14 protein-coding genes are annotated in these 23,954 nt (G+C 39.6%); 12 read left to right on the top strand and 2 right to left on the bottom strand.

Translation table 11 applies throughout. The features are described from left to right. Positions 1–645 precede the first annotated feature (645 nt). Positions 646–3,132 (bottom strand): 5'-nucleotidase C-terminal domain-containing protein, encoded by a 2,487-nt coding sequence (locus tag SAGCYANO_RS15295; RefSeq protein WP_202220862.1) that lies wholly within the window; start codon positions 3,130–3,132, stop codon positions 646–648. Between the two features lie 405 nt (positions 3,133–3,537). Here SAGCYANO_RS15295 and phnD point away from each other — a divergent pair, with 405 nt between their 5' ends. From phnD to SAGCYANO_RS15315, 4 genes are all read left to right on the top strand, one after another. Next, the gene (gene phnD, locus SAGCYANO_RS15300; protein ID WP_202220912.1) at positions 3,538–4,419 is read left to right on the top strand and encodes a phosphate/phosphite/phosphonate ABC transporter substrate-binding protein; all 882 of its coding nucleotides are present in this window, start codon (positions 3,538–3,540) and stop codon (positions 4,417–4,419) included. 1,342 nt (positions 4,420–5,761) lie between these two features. Continuing rightward, on the top strand, positions 5,762–6,016 hold the full coding sequence (locus SAGCYANO_RS15305) for a hypothetical protein (RefSeq protein WP_202220863.1): 255 nt from the start codon (positions 5,762–5,764) through the stop codon (positions 6,014–6,016). A 227-nt stretch (positions 6,017–6,243) separates the two neighbouring features. Then, positions 6,244–6,939 (top strand): HAMP domain-containing protein, encoded by a 696-nt coding sequence (locus SAGCYANO_RS15310; RefSeq protein WP_202220864.1) that lies wholly within the window; start codon positions 6,244–6,246, stop codon positions 6,937–6,939. A gap of 14 nt (positions 6,940–6,953) precedes the next feature. Further along, on the top strand, positions 6,954–7,562 hold the full coding sequence (locus tag SAGCYANO_RS15315) for a sensor histidine kinase (RefSeq protein WP_202220865.1): 609 nt from the start codon (positions 6,954–6,956) through the stop codon (positions 7,560–7,562). Positions 7,563–8,809: 1,247 nt separating this feature from the next. On the opposite strand, the gene SAGCYANO_RS15325 is transcribed toward SAGCYANO_RS15315, so the two are convergent. Then, positions 8,810–10,819 (bottom strand): FAD-dependent oxidoreductase, encoded by a 2,010-nt coding sequence (locus tag SAGCYANO_RS15325; RefSeq protein WP_202220867.1) that lies wholly within the window; start codon positions 10,817–10,819, stop codon positions 8,810–8,812. Between the two features lie 694 nt (positions 10,820–11,513). Here SAGCYANO_RS15325 and SAGCYANO_RS15330 point away from each other — a divergent pair. The 8 genes from SAGCYANO_RS15330 (at position 11,514) to SAGCYANO_RS15360 (ending at position 23,737) form a co-directional block, all read left to right on the top strand. Further along, entirely contained in the window at positions 11,514–11,729 is a 216-nt protein-coding gene (locus SAGCYANO_RS15330; protein ID WP_202220868.1) for an ammonium transporter, read from the top strand. A gap of 10 nt (positions 11,730–11,739) precedes the next feature. Further along, complete coding sequence (locus SAGCYANO_RS15335; protein ID WP_202220869.1) at positions 11,740–12,831, top strand: GTPase family protein; 1,092 nt, start codon at positions 11,740–11,742, stop codon at positions 12,829–12,831. Between the two features lie 215 nt (positions 12,832–13,046). Next, complete coding sequence (locus tag SAGCYANO_RS15340; protein ID WP_202220870.1) at positions 13,047–14,261, top strand: GTPase family protein; 1,215 nt, start codon at positions 13,047–13,049, stop codon at positions 14,259–14,261. Between the two features lie 58 nt (positions 14,262–14,319). Further along, positions 14,320–14,421 (top strand): zinc ribbon domain-containing protein, encoded by a 102-nt coding sequence (locus tag SAGCYANO_RS50350; protein ID WP_202220871.1) that lies wholly within the window; start codon positions 14,320–14,322, stop codon positions 14,419–14,421. A gap of 306 nt (positions 14,422–14,727) precedes the next feature. Beyond that, positions 14,728–14,943, top strand: a complete 216-nt coding sequence (locus tag SAGCYANO_RS50355; protein WP_375339939.1) for a transposase — start codon at positions 14,728–14,730, stop codon at positions 14,941–14,943. A 68-nt stretch (positions 14,944–15,011) separates the two neighbouring features. Further along, on the top strand, positions 15,012–17,186 hold the full coding sequence (locus SAGCYANO_RS48810; protein ID WP_202220872.1) for a DUF4347 domain-containing protein: 2,175 nt from the start codon (positions 15,012–15,014) through the stop codon (positions 17,184–17,186). After that, positions 17,149–18,453 (top strand): hypothetical protein, encoded by a 1,305-nt coding sequence (locus tag SAGCYANO_RS15355; RefSeq protein WP_202220873.1) that lies wholly within the window; start codon positions 17,149–17,151, stop codon positions 18,451–18,453. The genes SAGCYANO_RS48810 and SAGCYANO_RS15355 overlap by 38 nt, the downstream gene beginning before the upstream one ends. Continuing rightward, complete coding sequence (locus SAGCYANO_RS15360; protein WP_237396192.1) at positions 18,398–23,737, top strand: calcium-binding protein; 5,340 nt, start codon at positions 18,398–18,400, stop codon at positions 23,735–23,737. The genes SAGCYANO_RS15355 and SAGCYANO_RS15360 overlap by 56 nt, the downstream gene beginning before the upstream one ends. The last annotated feature ends 217 nt before the right edge of the window (positions 23,738–23,954 follow it).

Raw genomic sequence — 23,954 nt, forward strand, 5'->3', positions numbered from 1 at the left:
GGGGAAATGGGGAAATGGGGAAATGGGGACCCACCCTAACCCTCCCCACACTCCCTCTATATTTTTAAATAGGGTTTGCGCTCAAAAGTCTTTTTTCAGGAGTAGGGGACCCACCCCTAACCCCTCCGGTGGAGGGGAAAAAGGGAGTAGGGGAGTAGGGGAGTAGAGGAGCAGGAAAGTAATTTTTTTTTGCCCAACTTTTGCCTAAAATGGCAAATTTTTGAGTATTAAGAGCTGAAAACCAAGGTATTACAGACCCAAAAAGGCTAAAACCTTTATCTTTAAAGACGTTTAGGTTTAATCAGCAAGCCCTAAATAGATCCCTAATGGGTTCTATATAACTCCTGACTCCTGACTCCTCAACCTACCCCTAATATCATGTCCGGTAGCATCGATATTGTGTCGCCAGAGAATATTTACAACTGTATATTTTTGGTTAACTCACTAGCAAGATGCACAAAATTTCAAAATTTCAAAGGATACAATTTTTCTCTCTGGACGATGAATTGACCTTACTCCCCCATCCCCTACTCCCCACTCCCCCACTCCCCCACTCCCCTACTTCTTTTTTCTCTGGTGACAATAAATTGACCCTGGGGGCTAGGGGGGCCAAATCATACCCAGAATCAGCAACGCCATCTGTGCTTATCCAACAAATGAGAAATTGTCAGCATCAAGTACAGGTGCATTGTCTAAGGTGACAAATAGACCTCCACTACCTAAACCAGCATCACTACCATTTTGGTTATAGAATAAATTACCATTATTTGTATTGTAAACAATTACAGCATCTTCTGTCGCAGCATCATTATTACTGGTAACAGTGGCAAATACATCCTCAAAACTATCCCCACTATCAATAGCAGTGAAAGTTCTCCTGTTGATGAGGATGATATCTCGCTCTATATCAAAATCAGTAATTCTATCTTCTCCCAAATCATCTTGGTCATAAGCTTGATTTGTATTAAAGATAAAGCGGTCAATACTCGCACCACCTGTCATGATATCATCTCCTGGGCCACTATTGAGGCGATCACGACCAATTCCTCCATTAAGAGTATCATTACCACTACCACCAAACAAGCGGTCAAAACCAGGACGACCTTCTAAAATATCGTCGCCATCTTTACCATAAAGGAAGTCATTACCAAAACCACCAATAACAGTATCATCAGTTTCGCCACCAGCGAGAGTATCATCACCGTTAGTTCCTTTCACAAATAATACTCTCCGAATGCGCTCGTCTTCCTCTGGAGGTGTATCTGCATCGCTGAAACTAGGGTTGCCATTAGCCGGAAAATTGTCTGATAAATATTCAGCTAGCGCATCTTGCTCGGAACCATTATCAGTAAAGTTAGCATTATTAGTTGCTCCTGATGGCAAACTTTCATTTACTAAGTTAACCTGATTTTCGCCAAACAGTTGGAAAGGATAACCATCACCTCCTTGGTCTACAAGGAAACTGAGAGTCACTAGCCGAATTTCTCGGTCTGGATCTCCTACTAAGGAGCCATTCTCCACTACCACATCGTCGATCGCTCCATTCTCATCTAGAACTGCCAGACTCCTGACGCGCTCTCCATCTGTGACAAGACCTGTATCATCAAATTCAATTGCTTGTTGAGTAGCATCATAACTGAAAGTAAGACCGCCAACCTGCGGGAATTGACCGGGAGTTGCACCGTCTGTAGTTGCTGCAACACCATGCTCGATAATTTGTTTGAGTTCTTCTGCTGTAACTGTTAGTAGAGTCAGTCCGTTATTGAAGCGGAGGGTATTCTCAATATCTAGCTGGGAAATTTGCCCCTCTTCCTTGCCTGCAAAAGAGTTTCCAGCAGGAGGCAACTGCACTAAATCATCGGAAGTACCGCCAGCAGGAATAAACGACTGACCGATATTGTCGCGGATACCGCCACCATTTTTAATGGAAACTACCACATCAGAGTCGTATTCTTTGGCAATAAATAAATTTGCATCCGCTGTCAAATTTCCCAAATTAGTTTCTTGGGTGCGGACATCTCCTCTTGTACCGTTGAGAAATACTTCTGTGGAACCTAAAATATTGCCATCTCTAGCAGAAATGTTGTCATTAATAGCATTAGTAACAGCTACTACTGTCGGGTCAGCTACATCTTCAGGATCGACATCTTCCCCGTAAACTCGGTCAACTCCCTCATCATCAGTGGCATAAACACCACTTAAGTCTTCGTCAAAACTTGTAATAATACCGTTTTCGTCAAAGTCAGCAATGAGGCGACCGACATATTTATAGTTGCCGTCGGTGTTGATGACTAATACAGGTTCATCGCTAGCAGAAGTAAATTCTAGAGGATAGGAACCCCCGCGAGTATCTCCATCTCGTAGGGGGTCATCTTCTGCAGCGAGGAGAGTATTGGAACCACCAGCCATAATGACATCGACATCTGTCAACAGTTCTGCTAATTCTTCTTCAATACTAATCTGCTGCATGTGACTCAGCAGAATAACTTTATTAATACCTGTGGCGGTTAATTCATCTACTGTTTCTTGAATAATCTCAGCCAAAGCTGCAATATCGTCACTGTCTGAGGGAGAAACAACAAGATCGCCAGTGGAAGAAATGACAGGTAAGGAAGGAGTAGTTGCACCGACTATACCTATTTCTTCCCCACCTACTTCAATGACAACGCTCCCGGAAATTGTATTAGGTTGGGGCTCTCCACCATCTGGCACAACAAACTCTGCAAGATTATCATCAGTAGTAAAATCAATATTGCTGCTGAGGTAGGGAAACTGAGTACCTTGATAACCATCGTCATCAATGCCCGGTCCAACGATTTCAGAGTTACTTGCAATGAGATTACCAAAGGTTCCTGTTCCCTGGTCTAATTCATGATTACCAACAGCAACTGCTTGAAACCCCAGAGCATTGTTAATTAAAATATCACCAATGCCTGGTTCGTCATAAATTCCGTCACTAGCATTGAAAAAAGGTCCGGGAATATAAATGTCTCCAGAAGATAATTTTAAGGTATTTGCAAAATCATCTTCTAGAGCATTAATAACTGCAGAAAAATTAACAGCATCTTCGATCGCCGAAATACCTGCTTCTTGATCGGCAGCATGAAGAATTTGCAGTTTAATTGGTTCCATATAATTTTCTAATTAAATTTCATGATTTTTCTAAGTCATCATATCTCTATAAAATTAAGTAATCTTTAACAAAAGTTTGGCATTAGGTTAAGTATAGTTTAAGCAAAAAAACACACACTCCGATCGAAATGTTAATATTCTTAAGTAGGCTTATTTCAGTTATCAGTTATCAGTTATCAGTTATCAGTTATCAGTTATCAGTTATCAGTTATCAGTTATCAGTTATCAGTACCTCAAATCTGAAGTTTATTTTCTCTTGGTCGATTGGATATGGCAAGGTTTCCTCGCCATCCCACTCTACGGGAAGCTGCGAAGATAGACCGCTTTTCATCCCTTTAATAAAGGGAGGCTTGAGACCTTACTTTTTGGTCAATAATTGCTCTAATTATGCTTGGTAATAAAGATATGAAACGACGTAATTTTATAGGCTATACTTTACTATTTATTACAAGTTGTACTGCGACAACTAATAATACTAATAATTCACAAATACCAGAAAAACTACGATTTGCAGTAACAGATGTTGTTGATGAGGAGAAACTGCGACGTGATTATGAACCGTTTCGTGCTGCTTTAGAGGAAGTATTGGCAAAAAAAATTGAGTTTTTTCCAGTTGAGAGTTTTGCTATGGCCGCCGCCGCTTTAGAGTTAAATCAAGTAGATTTGTTACTTGCTGGGCCTTCAGAATATGTTGTAATTAATGCTCGGACAAATGCCATACCTCTAATTGGAGTGACTCGCCCTAATTATCGTGCTGTGATTGCTGTTCCTGCTGGTAGTCCAATTAAATCTGCTGCCCAACTGCAAGGTAAAACTTTAGCATTGTCAGATATTGGTTCTACAAGCGGTCATATTGGACCAACAAAATTGCTGATGGAGGCAGGATTAGATCCTAAGTCCGGTCTCAAAATCCTGATGTTGGGGGATGAAGGCAGTCTGGAAACTTTTAGACAAGGAAAAGTTGATGCCTGGGGAGGATCTGCTATAGACTATCTGTATCTACTGCAAACAGAGGGTGCATCAGAAAAGGACTTTCCTATAATAGCTAAAACTGCTTTGCTTCCCAGTGATGTAATCATTGCCAGTAGCAACCTGGATTCTCAATTAATTCAAGAATATCAAAATCTGATTGTTAATAGTCAAGATAAATTAATTGCAGCTTTAGTAGAGGGAGAATCTACAAAAAAATATCAGGGATCTAGTTTAGTAGCTGCTAATGAGGCTAATTATGATATTATTCGCGATGTTTATCAAGCGATCGGAGAAGGTGATTTAATAGCACCTTGAAGAAGGCAGAAGGCAGAAGTCAGAAGGTAGAGGGGAAAATTGCTTTTGGATATTCAACGACCGACCACTCTGTGTCTTATACCATTTTAATAAATGTTTGCTATAAATAGTTAGGCTATTTCTTAGGAGTCAACCCACCCCCACCTCTCCCAGGAGGGGACAACCCACCCTAACCCTTCCCAGGAGGGAGCCTACCCACCCCTCGCCCCTCCCCTCCCAGGATGGGAGCCTACCCACCCCTCGCCCCTCCCCTCCCAGGAGGAAGTCAGAATGAATAGATTTAATACCATTTTTGATGTTGTAAATTATCTTTTCTCTTGGTGCGCGTTCCGCAAGGGAGCTGGTGTCGTCGCGGGGTCGCACCACTTCGTCAAATAGACTTTCAGATAAAGTATGCGAAACGGGTACTTATTATTCTTCATTAATGGATAATTGATAATTGATAATTGATAATTACCTCTGGTTAAAACCGCTCTTGATTGAATATCAGGAAATATTATTTCTTTATTTTCCCTTAAAAGGGGAGGCTTCAAGGCGCGAATTATTTAATTATTCGGTAATTATACAAAAGTCAACTAAAGCTTTTGATTCAGGGATTTTTAGACCAAACTCAATGTCTACTAATTAATAGAAAATTAATGGGTGTGTTAAATTATAAATCACTCAATATTTAAGCTGAAAAAATACATAAAAAAATAGATATGCAATGTATTTATGCTTGATTAATTCCTGTAACAGCAGCTCTTAAAATATTATTTTAAGGCGTAGGGTGAGTTTTGCTAAAGCAGAGCTTCCGCTAAACGACTGTCGCCGATATGTTTGTGGACCATGACAAACGGAAAAAGGCGACAATATTTATGCTGATTCACTAAACTCTTAACTGTTAGCCGTAACTTACCGAAAATACCGAAAATTAAGCACTTTAGTTGTCTTAATCCTTCGTTGAGAAACATTTTATTAGGGTGCATCTCAATTTTGAAGAAAGCCAAAAATTTATCGCTTTTAGGGAATAGGGAATAGGGAATAGGGAATAGGAAAAAGGTATTTTTGCACATAATAGATGCACCCTTTTCTTAAGTGGAAAAAATCATCAAATGTCAAGCAAAATTAATGTGCTACTTTTGCAGATAATATGCTGTAATATTCCTAATTTTTTCATGGTTTATTGACTGTCTATAACCATAGCTAAAATAATATTTATGCAATCTGAAAAAACTGAAAAATTTCAATATATAGAAGTTACTTCTTCTATGCCAGAGCGAAATCAAAATAGTATGTTCAAATTTTTGATTAAATTTAAGAGAAAAATAAATTAATCCGGATAGCTAATTTATTCAAGCCTTTGAGTATTGCTCAAAAATTTGGTTATAGCTATGCTATGGCAATAAGTGTTGCTGTAGTTGGAATTGCTTTAGGGTTAATTATTTCAGAAGAATATGAAAAACGGATGCTACAAAAACTATATGTTGCAGATAAGCAAAGCCATCTTCTCAATGATTTGGAAAAATCTGTTTTAGGGATGCGGTCTCATCCACAAAATTTAGTTCCGGCATTAGCTAAAAGATTTGGTTCGATTTTGAAAAAGCAAAATTTTTAGGATATGTTAATAAAGTTAGGAACAATTTAGAAGAAATTGCTATTTTTATAGATAGTAATCCTAATGATATAGCTATAGATCCCAAGGAATATAGAAAACTATTAAATTCATATAAAACGGTAACAGATTCATATTCTAATTATATCAATAATCTTTGGCAGAAAATAGATATTTCTAACTTAAAGCAAGAGGAAATTTTACAAACACAGCATATTATTATTGCTTCATTGAGTGAAAATCAAGCTACTCAAATAGACCTAAAATTCGATCGCCTCTCACAAGAACTAATTGCTATTGTGAAAGTAGCAGAAGGTCAAGATTATGAAGCTCATGCTGCTTTAAAATCCGTAACTCAGCTACAAAAAATTATTATTATTATTAGTGTTTTAACTTCTCTAGGAATAGCGACATTTTTAGCCATTTATATAAGTCGTTTAATTGCTAATCCTCTAAAACAACTCGCTGAAGTTGCTCAACAAGTAACAAAAAAATCTAATTTTCAATTACAAGCTACGGTAAATACAAAGGATGAAGTTGGATTATTAGCTACTTCTTTAAATCAACTTATTTTATGGGTAGGAGAATACACTCATCAGCTAGAAATGTCTCAGAAAACTCTAGAAAATCGTGTGGAAGAACGTACTATTGAACTTACTAAAGCACTTCATAAACTTCAACAAACTCAATCTCAACTTGTTCAGACAGAAAAAATGTCTAGTTTAGGAAAAATGGTAGGTGGAGTCGCCCATGAAATTAATAATCCAGTTAGCTTCATTTATGGTAATACTGAGTATGCGAAACAATATGTTCTTGATTTATTACATTTAATACATTTATATCAGCAGCACTATCCTCAGCCAAAACCAGAAATTCAAGATTATATTGAGGAAATTGACCTAGATTTTTTAACTGAAGATTTTTAAAAGTTTTATCTTCAATGAAAACTGGGGCGGAAAGAATTAAGCATATTGTTCAATCTTTAAGAAATTTTTCTCGCCTTGATGAGTCAGAAACTAAATTTGTTAATCTCCAAGAAGGCATTGAAAATACTCTGGTAATTTTAAATAATAAAATTCAGCACATAAAAGTAATTAAAAACTATGGAGAATTATCTTTAGTTGAATGTTATCCTGCCAAAATCAATCAAGTATTTTTAGATATTATTTTTAATGCTGTTGATGCAATCAATCAATTAATATCTAAACAGCAAAATAATCAACTAGATTTTGTTCCTACTCTAAAAATTAAGACTGAAACAATAGAGAGCGATCGAGTTAGAATCAGTTTTTGGAATAACGGTCCGGTCATACCACCAAAGATTATAGAAAAATTATTTGACCCATTTTTTACTACAAAACCTGTTGGTCAAGGTACGGGTTTAGGATTAACAAATTGTTATCAGATTGTGCAACAGCATTGTGGTCAAATTGAAGTAATTTCTAATTCTGAGCAAGGAACAGAATTTACTATTACTTTGCCGACTAAAATGTCCGATCGAAAAAATAGTAAGGAGAAATTAATTCTGTCTTCTGGAGGGGGCAAATGATATGATATATCTTTATTACTGAAGCTTAACCTTAAATTATTGAAAATTTAACTAAAATATGTTAAACTTATAGACTATATCAAATCTGGTTAAACAAACTCACTTCAATTTAGTAGTTAGTAGCTCAATAGAGGATACTAAACTCTGAAACGTTTACTATTCAAGATCAGTGTAAATTGGATCTATGTACAATTAAACGGATTTGGTATAATTAGTCAATATTCATTAATTTGGCAATTGCATTTGTATAAAACTTTGTGATAGATTGTAAATGTTCATGTGAGTTCTATATTAATTAGAGAATACTCTAAAGATCCTTACAGCAAACAAAAGTTATTTTTTCTAGGACAGGGAAAATGTTACAAACTAAGTGCAATAATTCTAAATTTAAGCAAGTGATGATCGATAGAACTTGTAGCCAGACATTCTCAGTTGCAATTAGAAAGCCTAAATATGGGCACAACTACAATTCATATGTTTGTCATACATCTGCTCCTAGTTTAGTTTCTTTATTTAAAAACTCTAATCTCCAGAAGGATATGGTAGCAACAGTTCCCGAAGAAGTATAATCTATATTCATTTTTCCTCATATACATAATATCAAATCTGGTTGAATACTTATTCAAGACTTACGCAAATTCATCTTGAAAACGCGATATGTAGGGGCGTTTTGCTGTCGCATAACTCCGTTAACGCTCCGCGACATGTAAAGCGGAGCTTTGCGTTAGCAAATGGCATTCGCCCTCACTCGATTTAGTGTCCGCGCGTAAGTCCTGTTATTATATAGTTGAAAGTAGGGGACCCACCCCTAATATCATGTCCGGTTGAATACTTATTATTAAAATAGTAGGGGAGCGGGTAGGGACGTTGCATGCAACGTCCGTACGGGGAGTATGGGAGTAGGGGAGTAGGGAACCCACCCCTAACCCCGACCGTGGAGGGGAAAATAGAAAGATTTACTGTTTAAGCACTCATGATAAGTTTTTTCCAGATCGCTCTTATCCGGACATGATATAACCCCGACCGTGGAGGGGAAGAAGGGAGTAGGGGAGTAGGGGAGATTAAATAGACATCTCTTTCCTCCTACTCTCTATTCCCTATCCGTGGTGGAGATATCTAGTATTGAAGTAATTTAAGAAATTATCAACAGATATTATATCAGCAGATTTGGTAGTGCAGTTAACCGGATTTGATATCAGAATTACGCACTCGCTTCTGCCTCCTACCCTCTGCCTTTTCTGATAATACTATTTCCATTCATCCCAAGTATTATTAAAAATCGAAGTTTCAGGAAAAGCAGTCGGATTACCATTTTCCTCTAAACGACCTTGTAAAATCTCCAATTCCCATTCCTTAGAAGGCATATCATCAATCAATTCATAAGGAAAAATACCCCGCTCCAAAGCAAAATCAATCGTTGTACCAGCAGCAGCACCAGCAGACCATTCAAAAGAATGAACCCGATAAGCAGCAGCAGCAATATAACTCGTAGCAATAGTCTTCCCTGCTACCAACAAATTATCAATTTCCTGAGGTATCATTGCCCGTAAAGGAATTTGAAAAGGATAAGCAGAACCTTGACCCCTCCTAATACCTGCTCGTTCAGAATTACCAGGTGCTTCTGCCGGACTTTTTGTCATGCAGGGATGAAAATCTATAGCATAATGACCAATACCCACACTATCAGGAAAAACAGTCGCCCGAGCGCGTTGAGGCATTTCTTGCATTGAGTTAATTTGTACATCTGGAGGTACAAAAGCAGAAACAGCTCCCCACAAATAATGTAATGTATCCGGTGCTAAATTTTGCAGATAAAAATCATCCCGAAAATTCTTTTTAGCAATATCAACTTCTGCCACCGTAAAACCTTCTGGATAAGTCTTTCCTGGACGACCAATAATACGTCTTCCCTCTCGCATATAAGGATATTTTGACAACCCGTGAGCTGTTCCCATCGGTGCATCAAACCCACTCAAAAAACGATTATTCGGATGTTTTTCCTTTACCCCTGCTCCCAACTGAGAGTCAGTAGTTCCCTCAACCAACCAATGGAAATAACCGAGAGCATTTTCCTCACCCCGACGGAGGGTTTCGGCACGCAAACCACCCATCCAACCACCGGGTCGCAGTTGACCTGTAGCTTGCAGTTGGTTTCGACTATAAATCAAATTATCTTCACGGTTTCCAGGACGGTAGTCATTGCCCCAAGTCCAATTTTGCATGGAAATATCGCCGGGAAAAATTGTTCGTTTTTTGTAGTCTCCTGGTTGCGGTGCGTCTGGTTTCACTGACCAAATTTGACGATAGGTGAAAACTAGGGGGAAACTAGCTAATCTTGATAATTCATAACTATAGTAGGGAGCATACTGAGAATAAAAGGGTGGTTCGACATGGGTTTGAGGTGTTTCCGTTGCTTCCATGGCGAAGGTGTAGGTAAAACCTTGAGTGCAGTAGGAGTCTCTGGTGTCAACGGGAGATGAGGGGTCAAGATAGGTTTGCGGGTCGATACCGAGACGATAGGGAACGTCTGCTAGGGCAATAATTTCTCCGGTTTCGGTTGCTTCGACAACATACCAGTCTGCACCTCCTGTTTTTTCTGGGGAAGGTTGGGGTACAAACTGAATTATGGTTTTGTCGAAACGTGCTGAGTTTTGGTAACGGTAAGCATCTTCAATAACTTGAGATAGGGGTTCGGTGTTGATGGGTGGGGTTCCTGCTGCTGGTTGGTGTTGAATAGCGATCGCTCTATTGATTTGATTATTGGAAATATCTAACTGTTTCACAACAGTATTGGGAAACCATTTGAATGTTCCTCCACCTTTTTTGGCAGCATCTTGCAACATCTGAAATAGAATACCGTGACCATCGTAAGGCATAAAACAGGAGACGCTTACCCAACAACGACCGGGATTTAATCTACCGTATTTTTCTTCGATACGTTCCCGTAATTCTAAGTAACCACGGGGATAAAATAGGAGACTGCGTTGAGTACCACGTTCGTCGAGAGCGGAGGTGCCTTGGGAAGAAATTTGACCGCCTACCCAGTCGGTAATTTCGGTGACACAAACGGTGCGTCCTGCTAATAATGATTCGTAGGCAGTTGCTGCTCCTGATAAACCGCCGCCGATGATGAGTATTTCGCAGGTTTCTTCTTGGTCTGGGGTGCGGGGTGGCGCTGCTAACGCGGGGGCAATAGTTGGAGTTAGGGAAAATAAGCTGAGAATTAGGCTGATTATTGGTTTGGTTTTTTTGAGCATAATTTAAGTTAATTTGTAATAATCAAATACTCAAATTTTAGATGAATTTGAACAGACTTGATTGAGACTTTATAGCACTACAAGAATTGGTTAGGACGTTTTTCAATCCTAAAACCCTTTTACAGTTTGCTATTACCTATCCCCTAGCGTGTAGCACTATAATAGGTTTGTATGGCCAATTGAATAATTAGTCGATAGTTGACGATTTTTATTTTTGGAGGATATTATAAATACTGTAAATTTCAAAAATAATAGAGTTATCGTTTTATCTGGGTAAGAGACTGTTTGTCAAAAAAAAAGCTCAAGGTGGCCACAAAAAAGTATGTAAGGTAGGGAAATAAAAAAATCAATGTCCCGAAAATCTTATGCCAGCGGTCTAAGCGATTCCTTACGGGACGCTACGCGAACGGCAGTGGGAACTACTAAAACCTTTTATACTAGACTTAGTAGAACAGTGGTGCATTAGAATATCTGGCGTTGCTGATTCTGGGTATGATGCAAGCCCCCCTAGCCCCCCAATTTTGGGGGGAATAAAACTCTAAAAGTCCCCCAATTTTGGGGGATTTAGGGGGCTTGACAAGAACCAAACAATCGCGCATTCATACTTCAATTCAGCAACGCCGAATATATCTACTAAATAAGTAACCAGTAATAATTTTTCGCCTATATTTACTATTATAATTACACAGATTTTATGCAAGCAGATAGTGTTCCACTAGATATTGTCTTTATTCTGTTTTGTGCAGTCCTAGTGATTTTGATGCAGCTAGGTTTTGCTCTTTTGGAAGCGGGGTTGCTTCCTTCCAAGCACACAGTCTCAATCATATTCAAAAATTTTGCTGACTTTGGTGTTAGCTTTATCGCTTTTTTCTTATTTGGTTACTGGATATTGAAGGGTAGAAATAAATAAGAATTTAGACATGAACAACGAAGTAGAACAAGAACTAGAGAAAATACGAGAGGGACTCAAACCACCAAGTATTGCTGTAATTGGTAGAACTGGTACAGGAAAGAGTAGTCTAATTAAAGCTATTTTGGGACTAGATGACGATGAAATCAAAGTAGGTGCTGGGTTCCCGGTAACAGAACGCTATGAAAGGTATCCATTCCCACACAATCAAGATACTCCAATCATACTCTATGATTCTCCTGGCTATGAAGCTAGCAAAACAGATGATTTTTTAGAAGAGACTTTAAAATTCCTTCGGGACAAATCTCTTTCCAATACCGAATCTGTAGATGACTGTATTCACCTTATTTGGTATCTTATTCATGGGGGATTAGGTAGGATTGAATATTTCGATAAACAAGTGATTCAAACATTACTTAGCGAAAAAATTCCTATAATCATGGTGTTAAGTCGGTGTGATACTGCGCAACCAGAAAAACTTTCTAAACTTAGAAAAAAGCTGAGTGAAGTCTTAGCTGACATTGAGCAGACAGCAAATACCCAACTCAAAATTATGGAAGTCTCTGCCGATCCTATTCCAGGAAAGACAGTTTCAGGTCTAAAAGAATTAACAGAAGAATCTAAAAAAGCCATTCCTGAATTATATGCAGAAGCATTTATCAGAGCTCAGAGAGTGAATATCAAATTGAAAAGGAAACCAGCATACTCTCTTATTGGGAAGACAGCTGGGGCATGTTTTGGTTTATCTTTTATTCCTATTCCAGGCTCTACTAAGCTAAGTGTTATGGGAACTCAGCCAGCTTTACTAGCATCTATTGCTAAACTTTATAATCTTGATCCCTTTCTTAATAACGGTATTACAGCTGCCACCATAGCATTTAGTGGTTTACTAGTGATCGTTGGCGCAACAATACTAGATGTAGCTACAACTTTCTTGTCAGGAATATTTCCTCCTCTTTTTATACCAGGTAAAAGCATTACTGGTGTAGTAGCTGCAAGTTACATTTTGGCTGTAGGATTGGCATATACTTCTACTTTAGAAGCACTATCAATTCGTCGCTTAAACTCCAACATGAATAAGAAAGACATAAAAAATTCATAAAAAAAGATTTTCATCTGAGCTGAAAAGATATCAGAAAAAAGTACGACAAAAGTTAAACATGAAGATGATGAAAGAATTTATTGAATCACTCGAGCAGGGAGATTATAACCCAGAAGATTGATATATTTGTAAAAAAAAGCTAAAGATGGCTGTACTATAAAGAATATATTAGAGTTTTGAAAGGTAGAAATATATAATATATTAGGAGTTTAGAAATGAACAACGAAATAGATCAAGAACTGAAGAAAATACAAGAGAAACTAAAACCACCAAGTATTGCTATAATTGGTAGAACAGGTGCAGGAAAGAGTAGTCTAATTAAAGCTATTTTTGGGCTAGATGACGATGAAATCGCGGTAGATGTTGGATTGCCAGTAACAAAAAGCTATAGAAAATATCCAAATCCATATAATCCAGATATTCCAATCATACTCTATGATTCTCCTGGCTATGAAGTTAGCAAAACCGATGATTTTTTAGAAGATACTTTAAAATTCCTTGGGGAAAAATCTCTTTACAATACCCCATCTGTAGATGACTGTATTCACCTTGTTTGGTATCTCATTCATGCGGGATTAAGTAGGATTGAATATTTCGATAAACAAGTGATTGAAACAGCACTTAGCTTAAAAATTCCTATAATCATCGTGTTAAGTCAGTGCGATATTGCTAAACCAAAAGAGCTCTCTGAACTTAAAAAAAAGCTGAGTTACATCTTAGCTGACATTGAGCAGAGAGCAAATACTCAACTCAAAATTATGGAAGTTTCTGCCGATCCTATTCCAGGAAAGACAGTTTCAGGTCTAAAAGAATTAACAAAAGCATCTATAAAAGCTATTCCTGAATCGTATTCAGAAGCATTTATTAGAGCTCAGACAGTTAATGTCAAACTAAAAAGGAGAGTCGCATACTCTCTGGTTGCGACTGCAGCTGGGGTATGTTTTGGTTCAGCTTTTGTTCCTATTCCAGGATCTACTCCAATTAGTATTATTGGAACTCAGCCAACTTTATTAGCATCTCTTGCTAAAATTTATAATCTCGATCGTCTTCTTGATAAAGGTGTTGCAACTGTCACCCTAGGAATTAATGCTTTAGTAGCGATCGCTGGTACAACAATACTAGATGTAGCCACAACTATCTTTTCAGCAATATTTCCTCCTCTTTTTATACCAGGTGAAAGCATTACTGGTATAGTAGCTGCGAGTTACATTTTGATTATAGGGCTAGCATATACTTCTACCTTAGAAGCAGTATCAATTAATTACTTAAACTCCAACATGAATAGGGAAGAAGTCACAACATTCTTTAAAAGAAGATTTGCATATGAACTGAAAAGATATCAGAAAGAAGTACAACAAAAGTCAGACATGAAGATGATGAAAGAATTTATTGAATCACTCAAGCGGGGAGATTATAACCCACAAGATTAATTCAATATATCATATCATATTATTCAGTTGTTTGAAACAGTCGGTCCCTTAGCAGAAAATGCCGTTAAACTTGAGAACTTATGAGTGTAGTGAATGCGGTTTTGAAGCTGATAGAGATTTTAATGCTGCTATCAACTTGAAAAACTATGTGTATCAGTAGCTTGAGTTCCAAGCGAATTGAAGCCTGTGGAGAAGATAAGTTACAGACTGCGGTCAGTGGTCTTCAGAGAAGCAGGAAGCTAGCTCCAAAGCTTATGCAATCACGTATGGGTAAGTTTGGGTAAGTTTAGTAGAACGGTAGCCATAAAAAAGTATGTAAGAGCTGATTTATAAAGAAAATCTAAAGAAAGTTAAGTCATAAGAGCTGATTTATAAAGAGAATCTAAAAAAGTAGGGGATTAAGTGAATATGGTGTTATCCTTATGTGCTAGTTATAATTAAGCCATATTGTGACTAATACACTTGTATTGTACGCCAAAAACTCAGAACAGAATTAGACAGGGATGAAGACTCAACTGTTGCCATTGCTGATTCCCAGTCAGTGAAAACAACAGAAAAAAGCGCACCGCCCGCGCTGAGGTTTCCTCAGCTTAAGGACGGAGCAAGCAAGGCTCTTTCTACGGCGCACGACGGTGGCAAGAAAGTTAAGGGGCGTAAGCGTCACATTGTAGTAGATTCCTGAGGTACAGCAATCCTAAAACTCTAATTAACCTTCTTATACCAATTCTTGAAAATAGGACTACAAATAGGATGACAATAAACCCTCCCTCTTCCGTCATTTTTGTTGATAGCAATATTGCTGACTACCAATCTCTAGTTAACAGCGTCGAACCAGAGACAAAAGTAGTTGTCTTGGATAGCAACCGCAATGGTGTCGAGCAAATTACTGAAGTATTAGCTAACTACGACAATTTAGATAGCGTACAAATTCTTTCTCACGGAGATTCAGGCGTTTTACAGTTGGGGAATAGCAGCCTAGATAACGGTAATATTGAGAGCTATGAAAACCAATTGCAACAGTGGGGACAAGCCCTAAGTGAAAATGGTGATATTCTTTTATATGGTTGTAATGTCGCAGAAGGCCAACAAGGACAAGCTTTTATTCATCGCTTAGGAGAGATTACCGCAGCGGATATTGCTGCCTCTGAAGATTTGACTGGTAGTAGCGATCTGGGGGGAGACTGGGTATTAGAAGCGACTACGGGATTTATCGAATCACCTCTAGCGTTTCAAGTTGAGGCAATGTCTGCGTTTAATTCTGTATTGCAGACTTTTACAGTTACTAACGGGAATAATGGTGGTGCGGGTTCTTTGCGAAGAGCCATTCTGGATGCGGAAAACAATAACAATGGCGGGACAAGAGACATTATCCAAGTAGATGAAGGTTTAACTATCAATTTAGCTGATAGCTTGCCAACTATTAGTGAGGATGTTGAGATTCGAGGTAATGGTGTTGTAATTGATGGCTCGAACCAACATCAGATTTTGACAATTAATGGAGAAACCGACGATACCCAAATAATCTTATCCGATCTCTCTTTGAGAGACGGTAATGTAAGGGGTAGTAATGGATCTACTGGCGGAGGCGGAGGTTTAGGTGCTGGTGGTGCTTTATTTATTAACAACGGTACGGTAATTGCGAATAACGTTGATTTTACTGACAATAGTGCTGTTGGTGGCAATGGTAGCACTGGAGCCAGAGGCGGTAGTGCTGAGAGAACGGGTGAAAATGGAGGTCGTGGGGGAATTGCCAATGTAAATGGTACTGCTTTTGCTGACAGAACTCGTGCTGATGGTGGAAGAGCAGGTAGAGGTGAAAGAAGAAATGGTCGTAGTGGCGGTAGTGGTAGTGGTGGTGAGGATGGTAGCTTTGGCAATGGCGGTGGTGCTGGCGGTGGCGGTGGCGGTGGCGAATCTGGTGGATTGCAAGAAGGCAAAGGTGGTTTTGGTGGTGATGGTGGTGATGGTGGTTTCGGTGCTGGAGGCGGTGCTGGAGGCGGTGCTGGATCGAATCCCAATAGAAGAAGAAGAAGAAGAACAGCATTAGGAGGTGACGGCGGTAATGGTGGAGAATTTGGCGGTGATGGCGGTGATGGTGTTGATGTCCCACCAGATGGAAGTAGAGGTCCAGCTGTTCGCGGTGGCGGTGGTGCTGGACTCGGTGGTGCTATCTTCGTCCAAAATGAAGCTGAGTTAATCTTGCTCAACAGCAATTTTTCTGGTAACTCAACTGCTGGGGGGAATGGTGCCAACAATGGTCAGGCAAAAGGTCGTGACATTTTTGTTAGGGATAATGCTACCGTTTCTAGGGCTAGTACCAATGTTGCAACGGGAAATAACCTAGATAATGGTCGCGTCTTTGGTGACATCAGCAATTTTATTCTGCCCACAATTAATATCGCACCTGGAGATAATTTATCAGAAATTACCCAGGGCGGTTCTTTTAATCTTTCCCTCAATAGAAGATTACCCATAGATTTAATAGTTAACTACACCGTTACGGGAACAGCTACCAATGGCGAAGATTTTGAAATTCCCAGTAGCGTTACAATTCCTGTGGGAGCAAGACAAGGTTCTATCGATATTGAAGTAACTGACGATCGCCTTTTCGATCCTAATGAAAATATCATTATCACCTTAGAAGATTCTCCACTTTACAATCTCGGTGGTACTATTTCTGCTGAATCCCCTATTGTAGACGACGAGCCAGATATTAGCCTCAATGCGAGAAATGCAGTAGAAGGGGAGCGTAACGGTAGGTTGATTTTTAATTTAGACCCCAATGCTCCTGAAGCTCGTCAGTTAAGCTTTAGTATTACTGGGGGAACAGCAGAACTAGATACAGATTACAGGTTGCTCAATGCTGACGATGAACCTATCGTTACAGATGAAGAGGGTAATTTTTTTCCTAGATATTTCTGGTGAAGAACGAGTTGTGGTTCAAGTAGATGCCACAGGAATTTCAGGGGGGATTCCCGATTTTGACGATTCTGCTGCGGAAGGAAATGAGACAATAGAAATTACTCTCAATCCTAGTGAAGAGTATGGTGGTGGCGGAAATACCATAACCGCAAATATTGTTGATAATGACAGTCCCCCGACAATTGATGTTGTTGCGGGAGATAATGCTACTGAAGAGAACTCCGAACCTGGTGTTTTCGAGCTTGATTTATCCAATCCTTTACTCAGTAATGGCAATGAAAATGATGACGAAGATGCTATCTTTAACTTTACTATCGGTGGAGATGCTACGCGAGGTGAAGACTACAATTTAGTTTTAGTTGCTAATAATACGGAGCGAGATATTATCGGCAACAGTTTCTCTTTACCAGAAGGTACGAATACTGCCAGAATAGAGGTCAGACCAATTGATGACAATGAAGAAGAAGTCAATGAAAACGTTACTTTTACTCTAAATGAAGGAGAGGGATACGAACTAGGGGCAAATTCAGCAGAACTAACCATTGAAGACAGTGGTAGAGATGATGCGAGTAATGTAGTAGGGGTGCAAATTATCGAATCTCAAGGTGAGACTAACGTCATAGAAGGACAAACTACAGATAACTATACGATCGAGTTAACCAGTGAACCTACTAGCGATGTTACTATTAATTTTGATACCGAGACCACTCAGGTAGAGAGTATTGATTCCATTACTTTTACTCCCGAAAACTTCAACATCAAGGAAAATGTTACGGTGGTTCCTGTTGATGATGATATAAGTACAGAAGACCGCACTTCGGTTATTTCCCATACTGCAACCAGTGACGATGATGCTTATGATGGAATTACCATTAATGAAGTTACTGTCAATATTACCGAAAATGATGTTCCTGGGATTATTATTGCCAACGGAAATAATTTCAGCATCGCTGAAGGTGCAGCAGGGGAAATCTACACCATTGCTCTAGCAACCGAACCCACAGCAGATGTCAATATTAGTTTTGACATTAGCGACGATCTCGAAGCTATTACACCCATAACTTTTACTCCCGATAACTTTGCTACTCCTCAAGAAGTTACAGTTACTGCTGCAATTGATGATGAAGTAGAAGAAACGGAATTTCAAGACATCGATCACATTATTGAGAGTGACGATTCTGTATATGATGGCTTGTCAGTACAACCTCTTCCCATTGCCATTAACGAACTCAGTTTCGATAATATCGAGACAGCAGGGGGGTTTAAATAACGCCCTCAATTCGATTCAAGATTCCCTTGACGCTCAGTTTCGAGCCATTGAATTACCTTTTATTGGTTCTCTAGAAACTCTCGCACCAGATTTGATCGGTAGTTTCCAAAATACCTTAATTAATCGGGTGCAGACTGGAGGGGTATTAGACGTAGAGAAACTTGGTGGGTTAGTTGAAGAAACTCTTGAGGAGATTCTCAATGTTGACGTAGAAACAAGTGCAACTCTCTCGGAAGAAGAAGCTACTTTCGATATTACAGTTGCCAAAGAATTTAACCTTGCCAATATCGATCTGGATGCGGATTTAGGTTTGCCAGGATTAGGAATTGATGTTGATGGTAGTGTCGATCTAACTTTTGATTACCAATTCGATCTGGGATTTGGCATTAACCAAGAATTCGGTTTCTTTATCGATACAGAAAAAACCAACTTTACCGCAGGAATCGATCTTGGTTTGAGTGATGATTTCCAAGCAACGGGTAATCTGGGCTTTTTGCAACTCGATCTGGTCAATGATGAAGAAAACCCCACTGCTGTCAGTGCTGATTTTACTCTAGGACTCAACGACATCGATAATAATGAAGATTCAGATAATGGCGAAAATTTAGATAATGGCGAAAATTTAGATAATGGCGAAGATTCAGATAATGGTGAAGATTCAGATGATGAAGAAGATTTAGATGGCGATCGCCTGACCAGCACGGAACTTAGGAATGCTTCTTTCGATGACATATCGGATCTCTTCAATCCCAGTGCTTCGGCAAATGCCAATCTTGGTTTAAAAGCTGTTACGAGCATCCAAGCGGATACTGCTTTTCCCAGTATTAATTTCGATTTGGCAGGGGAGTTTGGCTCGTTTACCTTTGAAGAGGGAGAAGCAGTTGGTGATTTTTCACCTACGATCGCCTTTAACAACGTGCAACTAGATTTAGGTAGTTTTCTATCCGACTTTGCTCGCCCCGTAATTGGTAATATTAACAGTATCATCGATCCTTTTCGTCCTATAGTTGATTTTCTCAATACCGATACGGAAATCCTCAACGATCTGAGCATTGCGGATGGTTTGGATGGCAATGGTGATGGTGAAATTAGCGTCATCGAACTCGCGATTGGTATTGCGGAATTGGCGGGCAATCCTCCCAACGCTAGATTTCAGGAGGCTTTCGATCAAATTACCGAACTGTTCGCTCTGTCAGATGCTCTCAATGAATCGATCGCTGGTGATGAAGGCATCCTCATTGATGTTGGTTCTTTCGAGTTGGGTAATTTTGATGCTAGCGATCCCGATGCCGATCCGACGGGCGTTGAAGCAGATCAAACCGAGTCCGAACCAGATTTAGAGCAACAACTCGATGATGCTCCTAATGGTGGTAGCAGAAATACCCAGAAAGCAAATACCAATAGAATACTTAATAACGATAATTTCGATATTCCTCTAATTAACGATCCCTTCAGCGCCATCGACTTACTCTTGGGTAAAGATGTCGCACTCTTTACTTACGATCTTCCTGCATTAGAAGTTGGATTCGACGTACAACAAACGTTTCCCATTTTTGGCCCGATTAGCGGTTTGCTGGAAGGGGATTTTAATGTCGCTTTGGATCTCGCTTTTGGCTTCGATACCTTTGGTTTCAATCAATGGGCGGCTAATGATTTCGACCTCGCAGAATCCTTTAGAGTCCTCGATGGTTTCTTTGTCAGCGATCGCGAAAATCCAGACGGTACAGGGGAAGATATCGATGAGTTGGTTGCTACCGCCACTATTGCAGCAGGTTTAGGTGTAGACCTTGTTATTATTTCGGGCTTTCTCAAAGGAGGTTTAGAAGGAATTATCGGTCTGGATCTAATTGATGGTGGTGAAATAAACGGCACAGATGATGGCAGACTGCGTGCTTCGGAGATTGCAGACCGCATTTCCACACCCTTTGAACTGTTCCAATTAAACGGTATCGTTAACGCCTTTTTGGGTGCAGAAGTTAACTTGTTTCGTAGGACGGTATTCGAGCAACGTATTGCCACTTTCCCCCTAGCTGAGTTTAGTGTCGGGGGTAAGGGAAATAGTTTTAGTAGTGTCTTGGATGGGGTAATTTCTGGCGGTACGGTCTTCTTTGATGCCAACTTCAATGGTATTCAAGACCCCAACGAACCCGTTACCATTAGTAATGCCGATGGTAGTTACGATCTCGATATTCCCTTCTCTCCCTTCGATCTTAATAGTAATGGTGTTATAGATCCCGAAGAAGGTAGAGTGGTTATTATTAACGGCATTGATATCTCCACTTCCTTACCTCAAACCGCACCGATTATTACTACTCCCAATGCGACTGTTGCCACACCTTTAACGAGCTTGGCCGCAGAAATTGCTGAACCCGATCTCGAAGCAGCACAAGCAGAAGTAATTAATGTTTTCGGTTTATCAGAAAATAGCGATTTATATAATGATGACCCCCAAACTTCCGACGTATCGGTCTTGGGTTTACAATCTCAACTGCAAAATTTGATTATTTTAGCTACCCAAACTATCGGTGCGACTTCTTTAACAGGGCAAACCATCAATGGTAGCGAAATTTTGAGTAAAGATGGTCTGATTTATCTCGATAACAACAATAACCAACAGTTCGACGATGGAGATTTAGAAGTAGTTCAAGCTGATGATGGCTCTCGTTTTTTCGATGTTAACGACAACGGAGAATTAGATAATAACGAGGTTTCTTCTACAGTAAATGAAGCACAAATTGCCAGTGCTATTCTGCAAGCGATTGTTGATCGCGCCAACAATGGGGGAGTCCCCGGTCTTGCCGATACTGATACCGTAACTGCTATTATTAACGAGGCTTTAACCTTTGCAATCGCCGAAGATAGCAATACCAATCTTAATGAAAATGCCATTTCTCAACTAACCGCAAGCATTGTGGAGAAAAACCTCAATATTGATGGCATATTAGGTAAAGCTTTCCTTTCTGAAGCCCAACAAAGACAACAAATTAGCGGTCGCTATGTCTTTATTGATGTTAACGATAATGGGATACAAGATACGGGCGAACCTTCTTCTTTAGTAGACGAAACAGGCGCAGATGAGCTAGATATTACTCCCTTTGACACCAATGAAAACGGTCTATTAGACGTGCGCGTTGTCGTCGAAGGAGAATCCCCAGATTTTGTCTTTGTAGATAGTAATGGCAACGGCGAATTCGATTCAGACGAACCCTTCTCAGTTGTTAATCCCAGCGGTGACAATAACTTAGAAATTGATTTTATTGATAATAATGGCAACGGTGTACAAGATGACAACGAATCCTTCTCGATCGCTTCTCCTCTCAATCCCGATGGTACTGAAATTGTAATTTCTCCTTTCGATCTTAATGAGAATGGGGTTTTAGAAGCAGGAGAAGACGATAACAATAACGGTATCTTAGATCCAGGAGAAGATAATAATCAAAATGGCGTCTTAGAATTAGACGAACTAGGACAAGTAGTGCTTGAAAGTCCCCCTGTAGATCGATGGTCCTTTGTAGATAGTAATAGCAACGGAGAATTCGATCGCGGAGAACTCTTCTCTCCTGTCTTTGATGATGGCACAGACCTCCTCGATCCTTTTGTCGAACCTGGTAAAGTATTTGTCGATGCTACAGAATCTCCCGAATTAGCTGGCGGGTTCCAACATCTAGTCACCAATCCTTTAGCAACCATCTCCCGTCTGCTTGCCGAAGCAACCGATACCGCAGTAGCTCAAAACCGAGTTAAAACCGCATTAGGACTACCAGAAGATGTGGATCTGCTCAACTACGATGCTTTAGAAGCAGCCTCCGACGACGATCCCAACTGGCTAGAAGTTTATGCAACACAGGTTCAGGTGCAAAATACCCTCGTCCAAATAGAGGCGGTAACGGGAGTTTCCGAAACCGAAATTGTTGAAGCACTATCAAATGAAATCGCTAACTCTGAAAATCTTGATTTGAGCGACTCAACTCAAGTAGAAGAAATCATCAACGAACTTGCTCCCGAATTAGCAGACAATACTGTTGATGGTGCAGCAGAAATCATTACTGAAACTAACGAACGCATTGATGACATCGCTGACGATAGCACGATGGACGATCGCGAAAAATCAATAGAAATAGTCCAAGTACAGCAAGTAGCTCAAAGCGATAATCCAGAAGGTTTAGTAGAAGATTTACTACAATTAGGAACACAAGAGAAAAATGTTGCACAAATTGTTGATAATAATACAAGAGCAAAACTTACCGAACAAATTGAAAATACAGAAGAAATAGACCCTACTACCCGTCCTGACTTTAGCAATAGTCGCCCCATCGCTGAAGCAGATTTGGCAGATACTGAGATTGGTACATCAGTCACGATCAATGTTTTAGACAACGATAGCGATCCAGACAACGATGCAATTGAAATTGTAGATATTTTTGCCTCTGATAATGCGGAAGTAGTTATTAACCCAGATAATACCCTTACCTACACTCCCAATAATGGTTTTACAGGAGAAGACATTATCTTCTATGCTATTCAAGATAGTAAAGGCAGTGTTGATAATAATATTGTCACTGTGACAGTGAGACCTGATGGAGTTCTCCGTGAAGGTAATGATGATAATGATTTTATTAATGGTAGTGAAGGTAACGATACATATATTGGCCGAGGAGGTAACGACTTAATCAGGAGTCATGAAGGTGACGATAGTCTGAGTGGCGGTCCTGGTGAGGATACTTTGGAAGCTGGTGTAGATGATGATAGTCTGAATGGAGGCAGTGGAAACGATCGTATGTTTGCTGGATCTGGCGACGATCTATTGATAGGTCGCCCCGGTAACGATATCTTGTTAGGGAGTGAAGGTGATGATACTCTGGAAGGAGGTATTGGTCGCGATCGACTCAACGGTGGACCAGGAAACGACCAACTCACAGGAGGAGGTAGTATTGACCGCTTTATCTTTAACACTAATCAGGAATTTCAGACTGAGGATTTAGGTATAGACACAATTACTGATTTTTCCAAAACACAAAGAGATATTATTCTCCTAGACCTGAGAACTTTTACTGCTATCAACAGCCAACCAGGAACAGGTTTCAGTATCGCCAGTGAGTTTGCAACAGTTACTGATGATGAATCAGCAGAAAATTCTAATGCAGTCATTGTCTATAACAGTGAAAATGGTAATTTATTCTATAACCCCAATGGTAGTGAAGCAGGTTTCAGCGATGGAGGTCAATTTGCCACTTTGACAAATACCCCAGAGTTAGAAGCAGGAGATTTATTTTTGAGAGGTTAGCGATCGCTCTTTATGGGTTTTGGGTAAAGGTAAGTCTGATATCATGTTCGCTGGTATCGTTTGTGTAAACCAAAGGATTTTTCAATAATGGATAATGGATAATGGATAATGGATAATTGATAATTACCTCTTCCTTTTAGGGAGAGGATTGAATCAAAGGAAAATTTTTTCTTGTTTCTCCTTAAAAGGAGAGGCTTTAAACCTTAATTATTCGGTA

The organism is Okeania sp. KiyG1 (assembly GCF_014132355.1).
Taxonomy (GTDB): Bacteria; Cyanobacteriota; Cyanobacteriia; order Cyanobacteriales; family Microcoleaceae; genus Okeania.